At 47.4% G+C, this 19,619-nt stretch carries 24 protein-coding genes and 1 tRNA gene; 23 read left to right on the top strand and 2 right to left on the bottom strand.

From position 1 onward, the window contains the following. The first annotated feature begins 26 nt into the window (after positions 1-26). The 16 genes from HMPREF3144_RS09555 to tatC all read left to right on the top strand — a co-directional run bounded on the left by HMPREF3144_RS09555 (position 27) and on the right by tatC (position 12,329). On the top strand, positions 27-1,010 hold the full coding sequence (locus HMPREF3144_RS09555) for an MlaA family lipoprotein (RefSeq protein WP_246823942.1): 984 nt from the start codon (positions 27-29) through the stop codon (positions 1,008-1,010). Positions 1,011-1,152: 142 nt separating this feature from the next. Further along, entirely contained in the window at positions 1,153-1,764 is a 612-nt protein-coding gene (locus HMPREF3144_RS09550; protein WP_018027127.1) for an MlaC/ttg2D family ABC transporter substrate-binding protein, read from the top strand. 150 nt (positions 1,765-1,914) lie between these two features. After that, a complete protein-coding gene (locus HMPREF3144_RS09545) occupies positions 1,915-2,709 on the top strand; it encodes an ABC transporter ATP-binding protein (RefSeq protein ID WP_070477628.1) in 795 nt (264 codons plus the stop codon). Continuing rightward, positions 2,702-3,565, top strand: coding sequence for an ABC transporter permease (locus tag HMPREF3144_RS09540; RefSeq protein ID WP_018027125.1), 864 nt, complete (start codon positions 2,702-2,704; stop codon positions 3,563-3,565). Before HMPREF3144_RS09545 ends, HMPREF3144_RS09540 begins: the two co-directional genes overlap by 8 nt. A 21-nt stretch (positions 3,566-3,586) precedes the next feature. Then, on the top strand, positions 3,587-3,829 hold the full coding sequence (locus HMPREF3144_RS09535; protein ID WP_036559167.1) for a BolA family protein: 243 nt from the start codon (positions 3,587-3,589) through the stop codon (positions 3,827-3,829). Further along, complete coding sequence (gene murA, locus HMPREF3144_RS09530; RefSeq protein ID WP_018027123.1) at positions 3,822-5,081, top strand: UDP-N-acetylglucosamine 1-carboxyvinyltransferase; 1,260 nt, start codon at positions 3,822-3,824, stop codon at positions 5,079-5,081. Before HMPREF3144_RS09535 ends, murA begins: the two co-directional genes overlap by 8 nt. Before the next feature lie 2 nt (positions 5,082-5,083). After that, positions 5,084-5,737 carry an ATP phosphoribosyltransferase gene (gene hisG, locus HMPREF3144_RS09525; RefSeq protein WP_018027122.1) on the top strand — a complete coding sequence of 218 codons (654 nt, stop codon included), beginning with the start codon at positions 5,084-5,086 and terminating at the stop codon, positions 5,735-5,737. Positions 5,738-5,739: 2 nt separating this feature from the next. Continuing rightward, the gene (gene hisD / locus HMPREF3144_RS09520; protein WP_070477625.1) at positions 5,740-7,041 is read left to right on the top strand and encodes a histidinol dehydrogenase; all 1,302 of its coding nucleotides are present in this window, start codon (positions 5,740-5,742) and stop codon (positions 7,039-7,041) included. Positions 7,042-7,061: 20 nt separating this feature from the next. Continuing rightward, positions 7,062-7,649, top strand: coding sequence for an imidazoleglycerol-phosphate dehydratase HisB (gene hisB / locus HMPREF3144_RS09515; protein ID WP_018027120.1), 588 nt, complete (start codon positions 7,062-7,064; stop codon positions 7,647-7,649). Positions 7,650-7,847: 198 nt separating this feature from the next. After that, positions 7,848-8,600: a 1-(5-phosphoribosyl)-5-[(5-phosphoribosylamino)methylideneamino]imidazole-4-carboxamide isomerase gene (gene hisA, locus HMPREF3144_RS09510; protein ID WP_018027119.1), complete on the top strand. Its 753-nt coding sequence runs from the start codon at positions 7,848-7,850 to the stop codon at positions 8,598-8,600. Beyond that, positions 8,600-9,403, top strand: coding sequence for an imidazole glycerol phosphate synthase subunit HisF (hisF, locus tag HMPREF3144_RS09505; protein WP_070477621.1), 804 nt, complete (start codon positions 8,600-8,602; stop codon positions 9,401-9,403). The genes hisA and hisF overlap by 1 nt, the downstream gene beginning before the upstream one ends. Further along, a complete protein-coding gene (gene hisI / locus HMPREF3144_RS09500; protein ID WP_018027117.1) occupies positions 9,404-9,805 on the top strand; it encodes a phosphoribosyl-AMP cyclohydrolase in 402 nt (133 codons plus the stop codon). Between the two features lie 16 nt (positions 9,806-9,821). Then, on the top strand, positions 9,822-10,172 hold the full coding sequence (locus HMPREF3144_RS09495) for a phosphoribosyl-ATP diphosphatase (RefSeq protein WP_018027116.1): 351 nt from the start codon (positions 9,822-9,824) through the stop codon (positions 10,170-10,172). Between the two features lie 77 nt (positions 10,173-10,249). Then, positions 10,250-10,507, top strand: a complete 258-nt coding sequence (tatA, locus tag HMPREF3144_RS09490; protein WP_070477618.1) for a Sec-independent protein translocase subunit TatA — start codon at positions 10,250-10,252, stop codon at positions 10,505-10,507. Positions 10,508-10,540: 33 nt separating this feature from the next. Next, a complete protein-coding gene (tatB, locus tag HMPREF3144_RS09485; protein ID WP_070477617.1) occupies positions 10,541-11,557 on the top strand; it encodes a Sec-independent protein translocase protein TatB in 1,017 nt (338 codons plus the stop codon). Then, positions 11,550-12,329 carry a twin-arginine translocase subunit TatC gene (gene tatC, locus HMPREF3144_RS09480; protein ID WP_036559179.1) on the top strand — a complete coding sequence of 260 codons (780 nt, stop codon included), beginning with the start codon at positions 11,550-11,552 and terminating at the stop codon, positions 12,327-12,329. The genes tatB and tatC overlap by 8 nt, the downstream gene beginning before the upstream one ends. Before the next feature lie 6 nt (positions 12,330-12,335). On the opposite strand, the gene HMPREF3144_RS09475 is transcribed toward tatC, so the two are convergent. Next, on the bottom strand, positions 12,336-13,541 hold the full coding sequence (locus tag HMPREF3144_RS09475) for a S1C family serine protease (RefSeq protein ID WP_026156919.1): 1,206 nt from the start codon (positions 13,539-13,541) through the stop codon (positions 12,336-12,338). 20 nt (positions 13,542-13,561) lie between these two features. Here HMPREF3144_RS09475 and HMPREF3144_RS09470 point away from each other — a divergent pair, with 20 nt between their 5' ends. Continuing rightward, positions 13,562-14,341 carry a Nif3-like dinuclear metal center hexameric protein gene (locus tag HMPREF3144_RS09470; protein WP_018027111.1) on the top strand — a complete coding sequence of 260 codons (780 nt, stop codon included), beginning with the start codon at positions 13,562-13,564 and terminating at the stop codon, positions 14,339-14,341. 75 nt (positions 14,342-14,416) lie between these two features. Here HMPREF3144_RS09470 and mscL read toward each other — a convergent pair whose 3' ends face one another. Continuing rightward, entirely contained in the window at positions 14,417-14,911 is a 495-nt protein-coding gene (mscL, locus tag HMPREF3144_RS09465) for a large conductance mechanosensitive channel protein MscL (RefSeq protein ID WP_018027110.1), read from the bottom strand. Between the two features lie 175 nt (positions 14,912-15,086). On the opposite strand from mscL, the gene petA reads away from it, so the two are divergent. From petA to HMPREF3144_RS09435, 6 genes are all read left to right on the top strand, one after another. After that, a complete protein-coding gene (petA, locus tag HMPREF3144_RS09460) occupies positions 15,087-15,731 on the top strand; it encodes a ubiquinol-cytochrome c reductase iron-sulfur subunit (RefSeq protein WP_048767899.1) in 645 nt (214 codons plus the stop codon). Positions 15,732-15,789: 58 nt separating this feature from the next. Then, positions 15,790-17,175 (top strand): cytochrome b, encoded by a 1,386-nt coding sequence (locus HMPREF3144_RS09455; RefSeq protein WP_018027108.1) that lies wholly within the window; start codon positions 15,790-15,792, stop codon positions 17,173-17,175. Between the two features lie 15 nt (positions 17,176-17,190). Beyond that, positions 17,191-18,042, top strand: a complete 852-nt coding sequence (locus HMPREF3144_RS09450) for a cytochrome c1 (RefSeq protein WP_070477615.1) — start codon at positions 17,191-17,193, stop codon at positions 18,040-18,042. A 102-nt stretch (positions 18,043-18,144) separates the two neighbouring features. Next, positions 18,145-18,756, top strand: a complete 612-nt coding sequence (locus HMPREF3144_RS09445) for a glutathione S-transferase N-terminal domain-containing protein (RefSeq protein ID WP_048767903.1) — start codon at positions 18,145-18,147, stop codon at positions 18,754-18,756. 81 nt (positions 18,757-18,837) lie between these two features. Then, the gene (locus HMPREF3144_RS09440) at positions 18,838-19,242 is read left to right on the top strand and encodes a ClpXP protease specificity-enhancing factor (protein ID WP_036561152.1); all 405 of its coding nucleotides are present in this window, start codon (positions 18,838-18,840) and stop codon (positions 19,240-19,242) included. 102 nt (positions 19,243-19,344) lie between these two features. Beyond that, a tRNA-Thr gene (locus HMPREF3144_RS09435) sits at positions 19,345-19,420 on the top strand. Positions 19,421-19,619: the final 199 nt, after the last annotated feature.

Raw genomic sequence — 19,619 nt, 5'->3', positions numbered from 1 at the left:
TTTTGATTGAGAATATGATGCTCGCGATGACTAAAAAACTACTAACGGTAGGCGCTTTAGGGCTTGCTTTATCGGCATGCGTGTCTGTGCCCCAACCGGATCCAAATGATCCTTTTGAGAGCTATAACCGCACTATGTTTGAGGTAAATGAGGCCTTGGATGGTGCTGTTCTTAAACCGGTGGCGCGTACCTACGAGGTGTTGGTGCCGAATCCAGTCAGAACTTGTGTCAGTAATATTTTTGGTAACTTGGGCGATGTTTGGTCCGGTTTCAACAGTATGTTACAGGGACGCGGCTTGGATGCGGTTAACACCTTTGGGCGCGTACTTTTTAATAGTACCGTGGGCTTAGGGGGCTGTATTGATGTTGCCTCAATGAACGGCGCACATAAAATTCGCAATGATTTCGGTACCACCTTGGCGGTTTGGGGTGTAGGTGAAGGGGATTATGTGGTATTGCCTGGCTTTGGTCCAAGCAATTTCCGTGATGCGGCTGGTTTGGCAGTGGATTCTTTAGCAAAAACCGAGGCTTATTTATCCCCATGGAGTATTGATAATGTTAGGCTGCGTAATCCTGCTGTGGGACTTGGTGTGATTGATAGCCGTGCTAGTTTATTAGATGCGGATGAATTGGCAGATAGTATTGCCATTGATAAGTACAGTTTTGTGCGTGATGCCTATTTGCAGAATCGTCGCGCCCTGGTGGCTCAAAAAATGGCTCCTGAAATCACCGATGGCACGAAGGTACCCGCATGGACTAAGGAGGACGATCATCGTTATGGTCCGGGTGAGGATATGTTTATGCAGCCGACCATGGATCAGTATCGTCCAACCACGGATGATTTAGGCTATGATGGCTTGCCAAGCTACGATGACCCGGACGGCGCTGATACGGCTGCGAGTGCCTCCGCTCTACCTCAGTACGAGGATCCTGAGGCTGATGCAACAGCGACAGCATCAACGCCAGATACTAGCGCTGACTTGCCACAGTATGAGGATCCAGAGGCTTAGTAGTTAGCGATTGGGTTACATATCTACACAAAGACTAAATAATGTACAGCATTAAATGCTGTACATTAGCCTGACAGAGCTATCACTCTTGTAAAAAATCGAGTCCAATCAATGGATAGCTCAAATGATTATGGAGAGTTTTATGAAATTAACAGCCGGAAAGGTCGTCAATCGTGGTGCTTTAGCAGCATTGATCAGTTTAGGTGTTTTTGCTAGCGCTCAGGCCCGAGCTGAAAGTCCTAACGCCTTTGTTGAGAAAGTCGCTAATCAAGCCTTAAGCGCTTTATTACAAGACCAAGCTGCGCGTAGCGGTGACGTAGGGGCGACCAATCGCTTGGTGGATAAGTACATTGTGCCTTATGTCAATATGGAAAAAACCACCCGCTTAGCCACCGGTCAACCTTGGCGTCAAGCCACTGAGCAGCAGAAAGCGGCCTTGGTTGAGGGCTTTAAAAATACCTTAGTGCGTACCTATAGTGGTGCCTTAAAGGACGTGACTGATAGTACCAAGCTGAATGTGTTGCCATTCCGTGGTGATCCTAATGCCGCCGATGTGGTCGTGCGTACCACCTTAACTGGTGTGAGTAATACCCCGGTAGCGGTTGATTACCGTTTGGAAAAAGCCGGTAGCTCGTGGAAAGTTTATGATATGAATATCGAGGGCATTTGGTTGATTCAAAATTACCGTAACCAGTTTGCAGGTGAAATCAGTCGCAATGGTATCGATGGCTTGATTAAGAGTCTACAACGCTAGTGATTGCTGTGCTAAGCGTTTAGGGTAGCTACCGTCGTTCAGACATCCTTGAGTCAGGCTTAAGGATTGTCAACTGATTAAAAGTGAGATTAGGCTAAAATAGCTTAGTCTCACTTCTTGCTTTATAAGAATCTTAACGTTAATAAATCTATGTCTATTGCAATTCAATTTGAGCATGTCTCCAAGATATACCCTAAGGAAAGCTCAATGTGGCGCCGTCTCATGGGGCGTGATGTGGAGGCTGGCGGCTTTCAGGCGCTCAATGATGTGTCCTTTGAGGTAAAAGAGGGGGAGTTTTTTGGTTTGTTGGGTCCTAATGGCGCCGGTAAAACTACCCTGATTTCGGTGCTGTCGGGTTTGGTGCGAGCCAGTGCTGGAACCGCCAAGGTGATGGGCTTTGACGTGCAGGAGCAATATAGACAGGCACGCCGAGCCTTGGGCGTGGTGCCACAAGAGCTGGTGTATGACCCCTTTTTTACCGTGCGTGAGACCTTACGTTTGCAGTCTGGCTATTTTGGCATTCGCCATAATGACGACTGGATTGATGAGGTGCTTGCTAATTTAGGCTTAAGCGATAAGGCCGAGGCAAATATGCGCTCCCTATCAGGTGGTATGAAGCGGCGTGTTTTAGTTGCGCAAGCCTTGGTGCACTGTCCGCCGGTGATTATTTTGGATGAACCTACCGCTGGCGTGGATGTGGATTTACGACGTGGGCTTTGGGATTTTATTTCAAGACTAAACAAAAAGGGTCATACTGTACTTTTAACGACGCATTATCTCGAAGAGGCCGAGTCCATGTGCCATCGCTTGGCCTTTTTAAAACGTGGTAATTTAATCGCCTTAGATACAACAGAAGCGATTATGGCGCATTATGGTGGTGCGAATCTTGAGGCCGCATTTTCTCGCGCTATGTATGATTCCTCGCTGGAGGTGTCTCATGACTAGGACTAGTGATCGTCAAGTGTCGTCGACCGTAGAGAACAGCGCGTTAGGAAGTAGTGCCTATCAACGACTGCGCCAGCATAAAGACTATCGTTCTGGATTTCCTACGCTCTTAGCCAAAGAGGTGATGCGCTTCTGGCGTGTGGCTCTACAAACCATCCTGGCGCCGGTGTTAACCTCCGTGCTTTATTTACTGGTTTTTTCCCATGTCTTGCAAGGACGGGTACAAAGCTACGCAGGCTCGGATATTAGCATTGACTATGTATCATTTCTGATTCCGGGCTTAATTATGATGAGTATGCAGCAAAATGCATTTGCTAATGCCTCATCGTCGCTCGTGCAAAGTCGGATCACCGGTAATCTGGTGTTTATTTTATTGCCACCGTTATCTGCCTATGAGCTGTATGGTGCTTATGTGCTGGGTGGGGTTATCCGTGGTTTGATGGTGGGACTGAGCTTGTGGCTCTTTGCGCTGATTTTTAGGGTGGTGCTACCTTACAATATACTGTGGGTTTTAGTCTTTGCTGTATTAGCTTGCGGTATTATGTCTACCTTGGGATTGATTGCGGGCCTATGGTCGGAGAAGTTTGACCAATTAGCCCTATTCCAAAACTTTTTAATTATGCCGGCGAGTTTTTTGTCCGGTGTGTTTTATTCAATTCACTCATTACCGCCGTTTTGGCAAGCCGTATCCCATTGGAATCCGATCTTTTATATGATTGACGGCATGCGCTATGGCTTCTTTGGGGTGGCAGACACCTCCCCCTGGTTAAGTTTGGCGGTGGTTAGTGTGTTTTTTGTGATTGTTTCACTGATCGCTTTGCGTTTAATTGTCAGTGGTTATAAGCTAAGAAATTAATTTTTAAAGGGTTATATCAAGATGTTACCTACACCAGAGCAGATTAAAACGTATATCGAGAGTAATTTAGCCTGTGAGCATGTGCATGTGGTCGGTGATGGCTCGCATTTTGAAGCGGTCATTGTTAGCAAAGCCTTTGAGGGCAAGCGCTTAATTCAGCGTCACCAGTTAGTTTATGCCGCCTTGGGTGATCGCATGAAGGAGGAAATTCATGCGCTTTCAATGAAGACCTTAACCCCGGCAGAGTTTTCTCAACATGGCTAAATTAAGAATTATCGGCGGTCAGCCTTTGCACGGTGAGGTGATGATCTCTGGCGCTAAAAACGCCGCCTTGCCTATTTTATGTACAACCTTATTAACCGCAGAGCCGGTTATTTTACGTAATATTCCGCGTCTCAAGGATGTGGAAACGATGATTGCGGTGTTGCAGCAGCTCGGTGTGGTGGCGGAGTGGTTGGCTGAGGATGTACTGAAGTTGCAGACGCTTGAAGTCACATCGCATGAGGCGCCGTATGAATTGGTTAGCACCATGCGTGCCTCAATTCTTGTGCTAGGGCCGTTGCTAGCACGGATTGGGCGTGCTAAGGTCAGCTTGCCTGGTGGTTGCGCCATCGGTTCACGCCCTGTGGATCAACACCTTAAGGGGCTCAAGGAGTTGGGCGCTCAATTAGCGGTGGAGCATGGCTATGTTTATGGCGAGGCTGGTGCGACAGGCTTGGTTGGCGGCTCAATTCGTACTGATATGGTGACGGTTGGTGGTACTGAGCAGTTTTTAATGAGCGCTGTATTGGCAAAAGGTACAACGATTTTAGAAAATGCCGCACGGGAACCGGAAGTGGTTGATTTGGCCAATATTCTGATTGCCATGGGGGCGAAAATCAGTGGCCACGGCACGGATAGAATCGTGATCGAAGGGGTTGAGCAGCTCCATGGCACCGACTATGCCATTATTTCGGATCGTATTGAGGCCGGGACATTCTTATGTGCGGTGGCGGCGACCGGGGGTGAGCTGTTGTTGCGCAATGTGAATCCCGACACCATGGGTGCCACGCTGGATAAGCTGAGCGAAGCGGGGCTTGCGCTTGAGATTGGGGCGGATACGATTCATGCAACCATGAAGCAACGGCCTAAAGCCGTCAGTTTTCGTACCGCCGAGCATCCAGGATTCCCTACGGATATGCAGGCGCAAATGATGGCAATGAATTGTGTTGCTGAGGGGACTGCTGTGATTGTAGAAAATATTTTCGAAAATCGCTTTATGCATGTTTCTGAGCTGCTGCGCTTAAATGCGGATATTTTGCTTGATGGTCCCACCGCCGTGGTTAACGGTGTTGAGCACCTATCCGGAGCCATGGTGATGGCAACCGATCTACGGGCTTCGGCTAGTTTGGTGATTGCTGGTTTAGTCGCAGAGGGCGAGACAATTGTCGATCGTATCTATCACCTCGATCGCGGCTATGTCAATATGGAACAAAAGCTGAGCGCCGTGGGCGCAACAATTCAAAGGATAGATTAAGCATGGATAAGCTGACGCTTGCCCTTTCCAAAGGACGTATTTTTGATGACACCTTGCCATTATTGGCCAGTGTTGGGATTGAGGTGGCAGAAAACCCGAGTACCTCGCGCAAATTGATTTTAGCCACTAGCGATCCGAATTTGCAGATTTTGATTGTGCGCGCTTCTGATGTGCCAACCTATGTGCAGTTCGGTGCGGCGGATTTTGGTGTGGCCGGTTTGGACGTGCTGTATGAATATAGTCAGGATCATGCGGGTGGTCTTTATCAGCCGATTGACTTAAATATTGCGAAATGTCGTTTGGCGGTGGCGGTGCGTCAGGATTTTGATTATGAAAAGGCGGTGCGCCAAGGGAGTCGCCTAAGGGTCGCCACCAAGTATGTCAATATCACGCGCGAGCACTTCGCTAAAAAGGGTGTACACGTTGATATAATCAAGTTATATGGCTCCATGGAACTGGCGCCTTTGACTGGCTTGGCTGACGCCATTGTGGATGTGGTTTCCACGGGTGGTACCCTGCGAGCGAATAATTTAATTGATGTGGAAGATGTGATGCCGGTTTCATCACGTCTGATTGTGAATCAAGCGGCCTTAAAAACCCGTAGTAAAAGCTTGCAGCCCTTTCTTGATGCATTTGAAAAGGCTGCCTTGGAATAGTTATGTCAGTAATTAATCGATTAGATGCTAGTAGTGTAGGATTTGGCGAGCAGTTAGCTCAGTTATTAGCCTATGACGAGACGCAAGACGCTCAAATCGAGCAGGTGGTCAGCGAAATTATAGCGGATGTGCGGGCGTGCGGTGATGCGGCCGTGCTTGAGTATAGCCGCAAATTTGATGGCGTACTGGCCGAGAGCATGGCTGAGTTGGAGATTTCTCAGGCGCAATGTCAGGCCGCATTAGAGGGACTGCCTGAGGAGCAGCGTCAGGCATTGATAAAAGCAGCTGAGCGTATTCGTCGCTATCATGAGCATCAAAAAAGCGAGGGCTGGCATTACGAGGAGGCGGATGGTACGGTGCTAGGGGTTAAAATCAGCCCCATGGATCGGGTCGGGCTCTATGTGCCTGGCGGTAAGGCTGCTTATCCTTCTTCGGTTTTGATGAACGCGGTGCCAGCCAAGGTGGCCGGGGTGCAGGAAGTGGTGATGGTGACCCCGACTCCGGGCGGTGAGCATAATCCTTTGGTGCTAGCCGCAGCGGCGGTGGCCGGTGTCGATCGCGTGCTCTGCATTGGTGGTGCACAAGCGGTGGCGGCGTTGGCTTATGGTACTGAAACGATTGCTCAGGTCGATAAAATTGTCGGCCCGGGTAATGCCTACGTGGCTGAGGCAAAGCGTCGAGTTTTTGGTGTGGTCGGTATTGATATGATTGCCGGTCCTAGTGAGATTTTAATTATTTGTGATGGTAAAACGCCAGCTGACTGGATTGCCATGGATCTCTTTTCGCAAGCTGAGCATGATGAATTGGCACAAGCCATTTTATTATGCCCTGATGCCGCCTATTTAGACGAGGTAGAGGCTTCGATCCAACGTCAGTTGCCCAACATGTCGCGGCGTGAGATTATTGCGACAAGTTTAGCTAATCGTGGTGCCTTGATATTAGTAAAAGACTTGGATGAGGCCTGTGAGATCGCTAACTATGTCGCTGCGGAGCATTTGGAGATTTCGGTCGCAGATGCGCAGCCCTTGGTCGATAAAATTCGCCATGCCGGTGCGATCTTTATCGGACCTTATAGCTCTGAAGCCTTAGGCGACTATTGTGCAGGTCCTAATCATGTCTTGCCCACCTCACGTACGGCTCGTTTTTCATCGCCGTTGGGCGTGTATGATTTCCAAAAGCGCTCTAGCCTTATTAGGGTGTCGCAAGCAGGCGCTGCGACGCTAGGGCCGATTGCAAGTAGTTTAGCGTATGGTGAGGGTCTACAGGCGCATGCCCGTAGTGCCGAATACCGCTATAAGAATTAATTTATTATAAGGAAGATGTCATGCGTACTGCTGAAGTTAGTCGTGATACCCAAGAGACGAAGATTCGTGTTGCCATTAATTTAGATGGTACGGGTAAACAGGATATTAATACGGGCGTGCCATTTCTCGATCATATGCTTGATCAAATCGCACGTCACGGTCTGATTGATTTAGAGGTTTACTGTGATGGTGATACACATATTGATGATCATCACACGGTGGAGGATGTCGGTATCACGCTGGGGCAAGCCTTTGCCAAAGCCGTGGGTGATAAAAAGGGCATTGTCCGCTATGGTCATTCCTACGTGCCTTTGGATGAGGCGCTGTCACGCGTAGTGATTGATTTTTCAGGTCGCCCAGGCTTGTACTACCACATTCCTTTTACGCGGGCTTTGATTGGTCGCTTTGATGTGGATTTGTTCCAAGAGTTTTTTCAGGGCTTTGTGAATCATGCCGCAGTGACCTTGCATATTGATAATCTTAAAGGGATTAATTCACATCACCAAGCCGAGACGGTATTTAAGGCATTCGGACGGGCGCTACGCATGGCCTTAGCCGAGGATCCGCGTATGGCCGGGGTAATTCCTTCAACCAAGGGTGTGCTCTAGTCTTGCCTGTGTTGTCCAGGGTCTGCGTGGGCTTTGGACGACAATTTGAGGAAGCATCAAATTTAATTGTATTGATCCTTGTAATTGCTAGTGCAAAACACTCAAAATAAGGTATAAATACTATTTGCGGGGCGATAAATATTATCCATCGCCGTTTGATTTAAATTTAAACTATTTACTCTATCATTCTATAATATCATGCTGCTCATCCCAGCCATCGACCTAAAGGACGGCCAATGTGTTCGTCTCAGACAGGGTGATCTTGACGACACCACGATTTTCTCTGATAGCCCAGCCGCAGTTGCTGAGGCTTGGCTTAAAAAGGGGGCGGAGCGCCTGCATCTGGTTGACCTAAACGGTGCTTTTGCCGGACGCCCTAAAAACAAAGCCGCTATTGATGCCATTTTAAAAGCCGTTGATCGCGAAATCCCCGTACAAATTGGCGGCGGTATTCGGGATATGGCAACCATTGAGCATTATCTTGATAGCGGCATTGATTATGTCATTATCGGTACTGCAGCCGTCAAGGATCCGGGTTTTTTACAGGATGCGTGCAGCGCCTTTCACGGCCATATTATTGTGGGTTTAGATGCCAAAGATGGTAAGGTGGCCACCGATGGTTGGGCCAAGATCACAAAAAATGATGTGATCGATATGGCAAAGCGTTTTGAAGACTTCGGAGTGGAGTCGATTATCTATACTGATATTGGCCGCGACGGCATGTTGAGCGGGGTTAATATCGAAGCAACCGTACGTCTGGCCAATGCGACCAGAATTCCGGTCATCGCTTCCGGCGGAGTGACTGATTTGCGAGACATTGAGGCACTTTGTCAGGTGGCAGATGAAGGCGTTGAGGGTGTGATCCTCGGCCGGAGTATCTACGAAGGTACTTTGGATTTTGAAGAAGCCCTCGATTTTGTTGATGACTATTTTGAAGAGATAGAGGAATAATGCAAAACGACCAATTAAACCAGCAATCAAATGTGTACAAGCGAATCATCCCGTGCTTAGATGTTAATGGTGGTCGTGTAGTTAAGGGTGTAAATTTTGTCGGCTTACGTGATGCCGGCGATCCGGTTGAAATAGCGAAAAGCTATTGTCAACAGGGAGCCGATGAGCTGACTTTTTTAGACATTACTGCGACTAGTGACGATCGTGAGATGATTTTTCCGGTCATTGAAAAAACCGTAGCGGCTATCAATATCCCGCTGACAGTCGGTGGCGGTGTGCGTACTCTGGAGGATATCCAGCGCCTGCTTGATATTGGCGTCTCTAAGGTATCCATCGGTAGTGCGGCCATTGCCAATCCCGAGCTGATTAGGGAGGCAGCCGAGCGTTTTGGTTCTGAACGCATCGTCATCGCGATTGATGCGCGTCAGGTGAATGCCGAGGGCGAAGCACCACGGTGGGAGGTTATTTCTCACGGCGGTCGTCAGGGCACTGGTTTAGACGCAGTTGAATGGGCCAAAACCATGGAGGCCAAGGGTGCAGGTGAGATTCTCGTGACTAGTATGGATCGCGATGGTACCAAAGACGGCTTTGATCTGGCATTAACGCGCGCCATCAGCGATGCGGTGAGCATTCCTGTTACCGCCTCTGGTGGTGTGGGTACGCTCCAGCATATGGCTGATGGGGTTACAAAGGGTGGTGCTAGTGCCGTGTTGGCAGCCAGTGTATTCCACTTTGGCGAGTTTACGGTGCAAGAGTGCAAGCAGTTTATGCGCGATCAAGGCATTGCAGTTAGGATGGACTAAATGACCTGGATCACTCAAGTCAACTTTAATGATCAGGGGCTTATCCCTGTGATAGCGCAGGATTGGCAAACAAATCGTGTGCTGATGGTGGCTTGGATGAACCATGAAGCCTTAGTTGAGACGGTGACCACTAAACGCGGTGTTTATTGGTCCCGCTCTCGCAAAAAACTGTGGCGTAAGGGTGAAAGCTCAGGCAATACACAAATTGTGCATGAGATTATTCTGGATTGTGATGCTGATGTGCTGCTACTCAAGATCGAGCAACAGGGCGGTGTGGCTTGTCATACCGGTCGCGAGAGTTGTTTTTTTCGAGTCTTAAAGACATCTGCTGAGGGTGAGCGCTATTGGGATGCGGTAGACCCTGTGCTGATGGATCCAGCGCTTATGTACAAGTCTGAGTAATTAGTTAGAGTGGTAAATGTCAGAGCAAAAGCAAATTGAAGCGCAACAGGTGTTAGCGCATTTAGAGCAGGTCTTAATAAGCCGTCTCCCGGCAAATGGTGGCGATCCCGACACCTCATATGTGGCCAAGCTCTACCATAAGGGTGAGAACTCGTTTTTGAAAAAGATTGCCGAAGAGGGTGCTGAGCTGATTATGGCCTGCAAAGATGGCAATCAAGAAGAAATTATTTATGAAGCGGCCGACTTATGGTTCCATAGTCTGCTTGCTTTGATCTATTATGGCGTTTCACCGGCACAGGTACTAGCCGAATTGGCACGGCGTGAGGGCTTATCCGGTTTAGTTGAAAAAGCGTCACGTCCTGAATAGGTCGGACTGCTTTTAGTCATAAAGGTATCAACTTGCAAATGCTATACTATTAGCAAAGAAATTTTTGGGAGAATATGATGGGTTCATTAAGTATTTGGCATTGGGTAATCGTTTTGGTCGTAGTGGCTTTAGTCTTTGGTACCAAGAAATTGCGTAATGTCGGTGAGGATTTAGGTACGGCGGTCAAAGGCTTTAAAAAGGGTCTTGGTGATGCCGAAGAAGAAAGCACAGTGACCAAGAAAGCGGCAGCCGAAGAGGCTAAAGCAGTGCCCGTAAATCAGGTTAGCGATGCCGAATTCACCGAGATTAAGGACAAGGATAAGCCATCTGCTTAAGCACTTCGGTGTAGGTAGTCGTGCCGAGTTACTATGTTTGGTCTTAGCTTTTCCGAGATAATTATTATTGCGCTGGTTGCGCTAATCGTGATTGGACCTGAGCGCCTGCCGAAAACGGCAAGGGCGCTTGGTTTATTGATGGGCCGTGCACAACGCTATGTGAACGATATTAAAAGTGATATCGAGCGTGAAATGCACGTTGATGATATTAAAAAGTTTAAGGACGAAGTGGCTTCAAACGTCTCCAAAGCTAAGTCTTCAGTGGAGGGTGAAATTACCTCCATTACCAATCCCATTAAAAGCATCACAAACCCCTTGGATACGGTTAAATCTGAGGTAAAGGATCTGGAGCAGCAGCTAAAGGGTTCATTAAACCCTTTACCAAATTTAGATAGCTTAAAATTAGACGAAGCAGCGAAGACAGCGGCTTCGGTGCCGCTGACGGAGGCGCCAAAGACAGTGGCCTCAAGCACTGTCAGTCGTGGTGCAGCGGCGGTAAGCGTTGGTGCTTCCAGTGCTTCTGCCGAGACTGTGACGGGGGCTGGGGCTAAGAGCACAATGCCTGATGCCACACAGCATCAGCAGGCGCCAGCGCCGCGTATGAAGTCCGTTGATTCGACGGTGGCGGAGGCCTTAATTTATCCCGAAGAGCAGGACGAGAGTCTAGCCGCCGGCGCGGATGTATTGCGTAAACGCTGGATACCTGATGCTGATGAATCAACCGCAAGTGGGGAGTCCGCTGCATCTGGCGTGAGTGCTAGTAGGCAGCAGCTGACTAGTGCTTATGATGGACCAAGCTACGAACCACCGCTAGCGCCTGAGCGAGATGCGGAGGCGCTTGAAGCAGATAACGCCGCTTGGGATGCCTATGTGGCGGAGCATGAGAGTCCTATCAATGCTGATAAAAGTTTAGCGGGCTTAGCGCTATGGGAGCAAAAGCCTGGTGCTGAATCGGCTGCTGTTAGCCTTGCGCAGCATGAGGAGGCCGCTGCCGACGAAGCAGGCAATAAGAACACATCAAGTAGTGATAGGGGTGGCTCACATGTCTAAACAAGCAAGTTCAGCGGCAGACGATCCGGGTCAAAGTTTTTTCTCACATTTAATTGAGTTGCGCACACGCATCATCCGTATGTTGTTGGCGGTGTTGGCGGTTTTTGTGGTGCTGACTATCTATCCTGGGACTGGTGCCGTGTATGATTTTTTGGCGCAACCTATGATCAGTACCCTACCAGAAAATCGTACCATGATTGCGACTGGCGTCATCACGCCGTTTTTGGTGCCGCTCAAGGTGACTCTGTTGGTGGCCTTTGTGATTGCTTTGCCGGTGGTTTTATATCAAGCGTGGGCCTTTATTGCCCCAGGCCTGTATTTGCATGAAAAGCGCCTAATCATCCCCTTAATTGTGTCCAGTACCTTGCTCTTTTTCTTGGGCATGCTGTTTTGCTATTACGTCGTGTTTCATACCATCTTTCAGTTTATTGCGATGGTTGCACCAGAGTCGATTGCTGTTGCGCCTGATATTGCAGCGTATCTCAGCTTTGTGATGACGATGTTTTTGGCCTTTGGTGTGACTTTTCAGGTGCCGGTGGTGGTTGTGGTATTAGCTTCATTTGGTATTATCACGGTTGAAAAGCTAAAAGCCATTCGTGGTTATGTGATTGTCGGCGCCTTTGTGTTAGCCGCTATCATAACGCCACCGGACGTTATCAGTCAGTTACTTATGGCGCTGCCACTGTGTATTTTGTATGAGTTTGGCATTTTCTTATGCCGCTTTGTCAAAGTCCGAAAGCCGGAGAGCGAAGCGGTAGCAGAGGAGTCGTAATCAGCGCTACTCAAAGCTTTTTGGACGCTGCGCTAAAGTCACATCAAAGCTAAGTTTACGACCACCTCTTAAGACCTCTAGCTTAATCAGGGTGCCGGGCTTTAGTCCGGCCACTTCATTCAGCATTTGGCGGGTGTTAATCGCCTCTTTGTCATTGATTTTTAAAATAATATCGCCCACCGCTAAACCACTGGTCGCTGCAGGGCTTTGCTGACCTACCGAGGCAATAATCACACCACGCACTTGGGGTAGATTAAAAGCTTTGGCTAGATCTGGGGTCACGTCTTGAGGCTCAACCCCTAGCCAGCCGCGTGATACCTTACCCGTTTCAATAATTTCGGCCATGATTTTTAAGGCCGTACTGGCCGGCGTTGCAAAGCCAATGCCTAAAGAGCCACCAGAGCCAGATTCTGCGTAAATTGCCGTATTAATACCAATCAAACTGCCATTCACATTAATTAAGGCGCCACCGGAGTTGCCTGGGTTAATTGCCGCATCGGTTTGGATAAAGTTTTCATAGGTATTGATGCCGAGGCCTGAGCGATCCAAGGCAGAAATAATGCCCATGGTGGTGGTTTGGCCAACACCAAAGGGGTTGCCTATCGCTAACACCACATCGCCGACATTAAGCGTTTGATTAGGATCGCTTTTGATGGGTTGGATCGTTGGTAAATCAATTTGTAGTACCGCCAGATCGGTGTCTGGATCGGCGCCAATAAATTTAGCGCCTGCTCTTTGCCCGTCATGAAGCAGCACCTCAATCGCATCCGCCGCTTCAACGACGTGATAATTGGTTAAGATATAGCCTTGTTCTGAGGCGATCACGCCTGAGCCTAGGCTGGTTGGGTCGCTTAGACGCTGACGCTCATTTTGCTCTTGAATAAAGGGGCGTAGCGAGGGAATATCATTAAGTTCGCGTAGCGGCGAAGCAACGCGTTTAGTGGTATAAATATTAACCACTGAGGGTGCGGCAAGTTTCACTGCATCCGCATAGGAGGTAAAGACCGTCACCGTGGTTGTGATGGGGCTTTGAGACTTAGTGGAGCTGTTTTGATTGGGAATCGCCTCGGGTTGTATCTTGACCATGGCGGTTGGTTGAGTTTGGATTTCTATTTGTCGATCCAGCCATCCGGGCCTGATAGTACTAATCGTAAATATCAGTGCCAAGACAATCGTGACGGCTTGTGTAAAAATCAACCAATAGCGGTACATAAATAACGTAGGAATCGATCGTGAATAAAATTACAGTCAAAGAGCTCATGCATTGGCTCGATACTCAGCTGCAACCCCATTTGTTTCAGGATTATGCGCCAAATGGACTGCAGGTGCAGGGAAAACCTGAGATCAAAAAGGTGGTTTTCGGTGTCACTGCCAGTCTGGATTTGGTGGAACAAGCGATTGAAAAGCAGGCAGATGCGATTATCGTGCATCATGGCTGGTTTTGGAAAAATGAAGACACCAGAATCATCAATGCAAAATATCAGCGACTGGCTAAGCTTATCAAACATGATATCAATCTGATTGCATATCACCTACCACTTGATGCTCATCCATTATGGGGTAATAATGCCATGTTAGCGCAAGTCTTGGGATTGCGTGTTGACTATGTGGATAATAAACCACACACCGTGGGCAGGGATAATTTGATTTGGTTGGGGCAGACGCCACAGGACGAGATGACTGCGCAGCAATTCAGCGAACATCTTCAGCTGGCGTTGGGTCGCGCACCGCTCTTTATTGGCGACCCGGAGCAAAGGATTCGCACCGTTGCTTGGTGTACCGGCGGCGCTCAAAGTATGTTTGAAGAGGCGGTTTTAGCTGGTGCCGATGCCTATATCACTGGTGAGGCCTCAGAGCCAGTGTTTCATCTGGCCAGAGAGTATGGTGTGGCCTATTATGGTGCCGGCCATCATGCGACTGAGCGCTATGGTGTGCAGGGTTTGATGCGGGTGATGCAGGAACGCTTTCCACAGCTGCAGTTAGAGTTTGTGAATATTGAAAACCCAGTTTGATGGGGCGTTACTTAGCAAAAAATTAGCCCGAACAAGCTAGGTTCGGGCTGATGCAATGATGAGCGCTAATAACGACTACTGCAATTTGTTGTCAATTTGCGACTGTGCTTCCTGCTTTTGTAGTAAATCGCGGATTTCACGGAGCAGTGCAACATCAGCTGGTTCAGCTTCAGGAGCCGCCTCTTCGACCTTTTTCTCGTGTTCAAAGCTAGCGCGTGCTTTAGCAATGACTTTTACCATTAAAAAGACCACAAATGCCAGTAAGATAAAGTTGATTAAAATGGTGACAAAATTACCATAAGCAAAGACGTTAGCGCCTGCCTCAGTCAGCGCTTGGTAGGTTTCAGGGCCGCTGTATCCCTCAGGGCGAGATAGCACTACGAACATATTAGAGAAGTCGGCCGAACCGCCAATGATAAAGCTGATAAGCGGCATGATCACATCCTTGACTAATGAGTCGATGATCTTGCCGAAAGCGGCACCGATAATCACCCCGACGGCGAGGTCGATCATATTGCCTTTAACAGCAAATTCCTTGAACTCTTGAATAAAACTGGAGGCCTTGCTCATAAAAAATTTCCTTTTAATCGATGTAACAGGTTTATAAAGTATATAATAAGGGGTTAAATAGTATTGCGTATAGTAATATTGTATATTTTTCAGATTATGTTTGTACGATTGTAGCGCAGGTTTCTGGTGCCACACATCGTTTATTTTTTAGACCTTGGCAGAAATAGGGAATGATATGAGTCAAGAATCTACAGTTTCAAAAGAGATGGTCGTTGAGCAGGCCTCACCCAGTGTGTTGCCTGATGATCCCGCTCGTCGTTTTTGGTTAGGTACCGCCTGTGCGGTCGGTGGCGTTGCAGGGGTTGCTACGGTAATTCCTTTTGTGGCATCAATGTCGCCATCAGATAGAGCTAAGGCTGCCGGTGCGCCGGTTCAGGTAAATATCTCAGCGGTGGCCCCGGGTCAGATGATTACTGCTGAGTGGCAGGGTAAGCCGGTATGGATTTTGCGCCGCACGCCCGAGATGCTTGCTTCGCTCTCTAAGCTAAATGATGAACTGGTTGATCCGATGTCCGATCGTCCTGGTTTTACGCCTGACTTTGCCAAAAATGAGCACCGCTCAATTAACCCTGAGTGGATGGTGATGGTGGGTATTTGCACACATTTAGGCTGTTCTCCCTCCGCTCGCTTTGCCACTGGTAGTTCTCAAGGTATGAGTGCCGATTGGTTGGGTGGCTATTTGTGTCCTTGTCATGGTTCGGTCTTTGACTTAGCCGGTCGTGTGTTTAAAAACCAACCGGCCCCTGATAACCTACTGGTACCTCCTTATTACTTTGTTGACGAGTTCAACATCATGATTGGGATGGTTTCTCCGGCCTAATCGCTTGGGAACCTGCAGGGTTTTTTGATTGTTAGCTTTTGATAAAAAGGAGCCTTACATGGCCAGCGAGAAAGTTGTTGAAACAACAGGTCTTCTTGGTTGGGTAGATCGCCGATTCCCGATGACCAAAATGGTCAAGGAGCATATGACGGAGTACTATGCCCCCAAGAATTTTAACTTCTGGTACTTCTTCGGTTCATTAGCCATGCTGGTACTGGTTATTCAGATTTTGACCGGTATTTTCTTGGTAATGCACTATAAGCCAGATGGTAATGTGGCATTCGCTTCAGTTGAGTACATCATGCGTGAAGTACCCTTTGGTTGGGTGATTCGCTATATGCACTCTACCGGCGCCTCCATGTTCTTTGTGGTGGTGTATTTGCACATGTTGCGTGGTATGCTCTATGGTTCTTACCGCAAGCCACGTGAGCTAGTCTGGATTTTCGGGGTTGCCATCTTCCTCTGCTTAATGGCTGAGGCCTTCTTTGGTTATTTACTGCCTTGGGGTCAAATGTCATACTGGGGCGCTCAGGTGATTGTTAACCTTTTTGCGGCTGTGCCCTTTGTAGGTGAAGCCTTATCTACTTGGATTCGCGGTGACTTCGTGGTGTCTGATGCTACCTTAAACCGCTTCTTTGCTTTCCACGTGATTGCGATTCCATTAGTGCTTATCGGTTTGATCGTGGCGCACATCATTGCTTTACACGAAGTGGGTTCTAATAACCCTGATGGTGTGGAGATTAAAGAAAAACTAGATGCTAACGGTCGTCCGCTAGACGGCATTCCGTTCCATCCTTACTATACGGTGCATGATATTTTAGGTGTGGCTGGTTTCTTATTAGTCTTTGCGGCCATTATGTTCTTTGCGCCGACCATGGGTGGTTACTTCCTAGAGGCTAATAACTTTATCCCTGCTGACCCTTATGTGACACCGCCGCATATTGCGCCAGTATGGTATTTCACGCCATTCTATTCGATGCTGCGTGCCACCACGGATGAGTTTACTTGGGCTTTAGTTGCTTTCTGTATCCTCTTTGCGATTGGCTTATTCTTCAGTAAAAATACCCGTGGCATTTGGAAGATTGTATGGCCAGTGATTTTAATTGCTGTGGCTGTGCTACTTCGTGTGTTTGATGCGAAGTTCTGGGGTGTTGTGGTCATGGGTGGTACAGTGGTGATGCTTGGTTTCTTGCCTTGGTTAGATAAATCGCCAGTTAAGTCGATTCGTTATCGTCCAGGTTGGCACAAGCTACTTTACGCCATCTTCATGATTAACTTTATTATCTTAGGTATCATCGGTACTAAAGCGCCGTCAGACTTATTAAACTTGACGTCGCAAGTGGCTACAGTTATTTACTTAGCGTTCTTCTTCTTTATGCCGATTTGGAGTCGTTTAGGTACGTTCAAAGAAGTGCCTGAGCGTGTTACCTACAAGCCACACTAAGAGCAAGGGTGAATCATGTTGAAAAAAATATTAAGCGTTTTAGCTTTAACAGTTGCTGCTGTTGCTTCAGCTGGAGCAGCAACAACAGGCCCAGCTTGGGATGTGATGCCTGTTAAGGTAACTGATAAAGCTGCCTTACAAAATGGCGCTAAGCTATTTGTTAATTACTGTTTGAACTGTCATAGCGCTAATTATGTGCGCTATAACAAGTTGATGGATCTGGGTCTCACTGAGCAGCAGATTGAGGATAATCTATTATTTACTGGTGAGCGTGTGGGCGATATGATGCATATTGCCTTACCGGCACAGGATGCTAAAAAGTGGATGGGTGTGACCCCGCCCGATCTGTCTGTGATTGCTCGTTCTCGAGCGGCTAACTTAGGCCAGCCGGGTACGGACTACATCTATACGTATTTGCGTACCTTCTATCGTGATCAAAGCAGCCAAACGGGTTGGAATAATATCGTATTCCCAAATGCGGCAATGCCTAATCCATTATGGAGAATGCAGGGACCGGTTGAAGCCACCATTACTGATATCAAATCAGTTGAGGACGGCGATACGCGCAAATGGGTTGAAACGGTGACTAAGTTCGACAAGGATGGTTTTGCTACCTTAGTAAGTGAAAAAGTGCTTAGCGATTATAAAGGTGGCGAAAGTTCTTCTGCTGAAATTACATACTTAGACGAGTCTAAGCGTGAGGCCTTTGATAAGAACATGGCCGACCTAAGTGCTTTCTTGGGTTGGATGGCTGAGCCGGATCAGCATTTCCGTAAAGTGCTCGGTACTTGGGTAATGCTATTCTTATCACTGTTCTTTGTTGTCGCTTGGTTCTTGAACAAGCAATACTGGAAAAATGTAAAATAGTTCAACACCGACAGTTTTTTGTACCTACACTACTGTGTAATGCAAATGAGGTCAGTGTCTTATGGCGCTGACCTTAATTCGTTTAAACGGAGACCAATTTATATGATGATTCTTCACTCGGGAACAACTTGCCCCTTTTCTCAGCGTTGTCGTTTTGTTTTATATGAAAAGGGCATGGACTTTGAAATCCGTGATATTGATTTATTCAATATGCCGGAAGATATTACAGTGATGAACCCTTATGGCAAAGTACCTATTTTGGAAGAGCGTGATTTGATTCTTTATGAGTCAAATATCATTAACGAGTATATTGATGAGCGCTTTCCTCACCCACAATTAATGCCAGCCGAACCGATTATGCGTGCACGTACGCGGTTGTTTTTACATAATTTTGAGCGTGAGCTTTTTTCACACGTGCTAGTGCTCGAGGATCGCCAGTTAAGTCCAGATGCCAAGGAAGTGGAAGTGGCACGTAATCGTATTCGCGATCAGTTAACTGTATTGGCGCCGGTGATGAGCAAAAATGACTATTTGTTAGGCGATGATTTTTCAATGCCTGATGTAGCGATTGCGCCACTACTATGGCGTTTAGAGCACTATGGGATTGAGTTGCCGCGCAGCGCAGCACCAATTCAGAAGTATGCTGAGCGTATTTTCTCCAGACCGTCTTTTATTGAAGCGCTTACCCCAAGTGAAAAGGTAATGCGTCGTTAGTTTTTATGATGCTTAGTACCCGAGCTGTCAGTTTGTTGAAGTTCGGGTATTTTGCGTGATTTAAGTGCAAGGAGTGATTGTATGTTTCCGGCATCCAGTAAGCCTTATTTGATTCGTGCATTATATGAGTGGTGTTATGACCAAAGTTTAACACCGCATATTGTGGTGCGCGTCGATAAAAACTGCCAAGTGCCAAAGGCCTTTGTTAAAGATGGCTATATCACTTTTAATGTGGGTCCAGTAGCAACCAAGGATTTTCATGTGGATAATCACTGGGTTTCATTTAGTGCGCGCTTTGGTGGTCAAGCACAAGAGGTGATGTTTCCGGTGGCTACCGTGGTGAGTTTCTTTGCGCGAGAAACACAAGAGGGGATGGGCTTTCCCTTTGAGGAGGATTATGATTTAGTTGATAACACAGTTGAGTCTGGCGCAGCTTCCGAAAAACCTGAAACCAAAAAAGCCTCAATACTGCAAATTATCAAATAAGTCATTTTTGTTGCAAAAAAAAGCATTAAATTCGACTTTTTTATAAAATAACAACAAAAGTACTTGCAAATAAATATAAATCGTCTATAATTTCAATCTTCAGCCGGCTTAGCTCAGTTGGTAGAGCAGCTGATTTGTAATCAGAAGGTCACGAGTTCGACTCTTGTAGCCGGCACCACTTCTCTTTCTATCAAATCACTTTTATTTAAAATAGCCTTGCTTTTGAGTGGTAACTCACTAGGATGTTTTGGCTTTTCGATAAAAGACTTGACAAGAAGAAAAGACTTCAGCATAATAGCTGTCTTTCGCGCTATTTAGTGATAGCGAGTAAAAGCGAAGTAAAATAAAAACAACACACTAAAATTTATTTTCAAATA

Origin of the sequence: Oligella sp. HMSC05A10, from assembly GCF_001808335.1 — a bacterium.
In the GTDB taxonomy this organism is placed as follows: Bacteria; Pseudomonadota; Gammaproteobacteria; order Burkholderiales; family Burkholderiaceae_B; genus Oligella; species Oligella urethralis.
The sequence above is the reverse complement of the archived record's forward strand: the minus strand, read 5'-3'. Positions and strand labels throughout refer to the sequence as shown.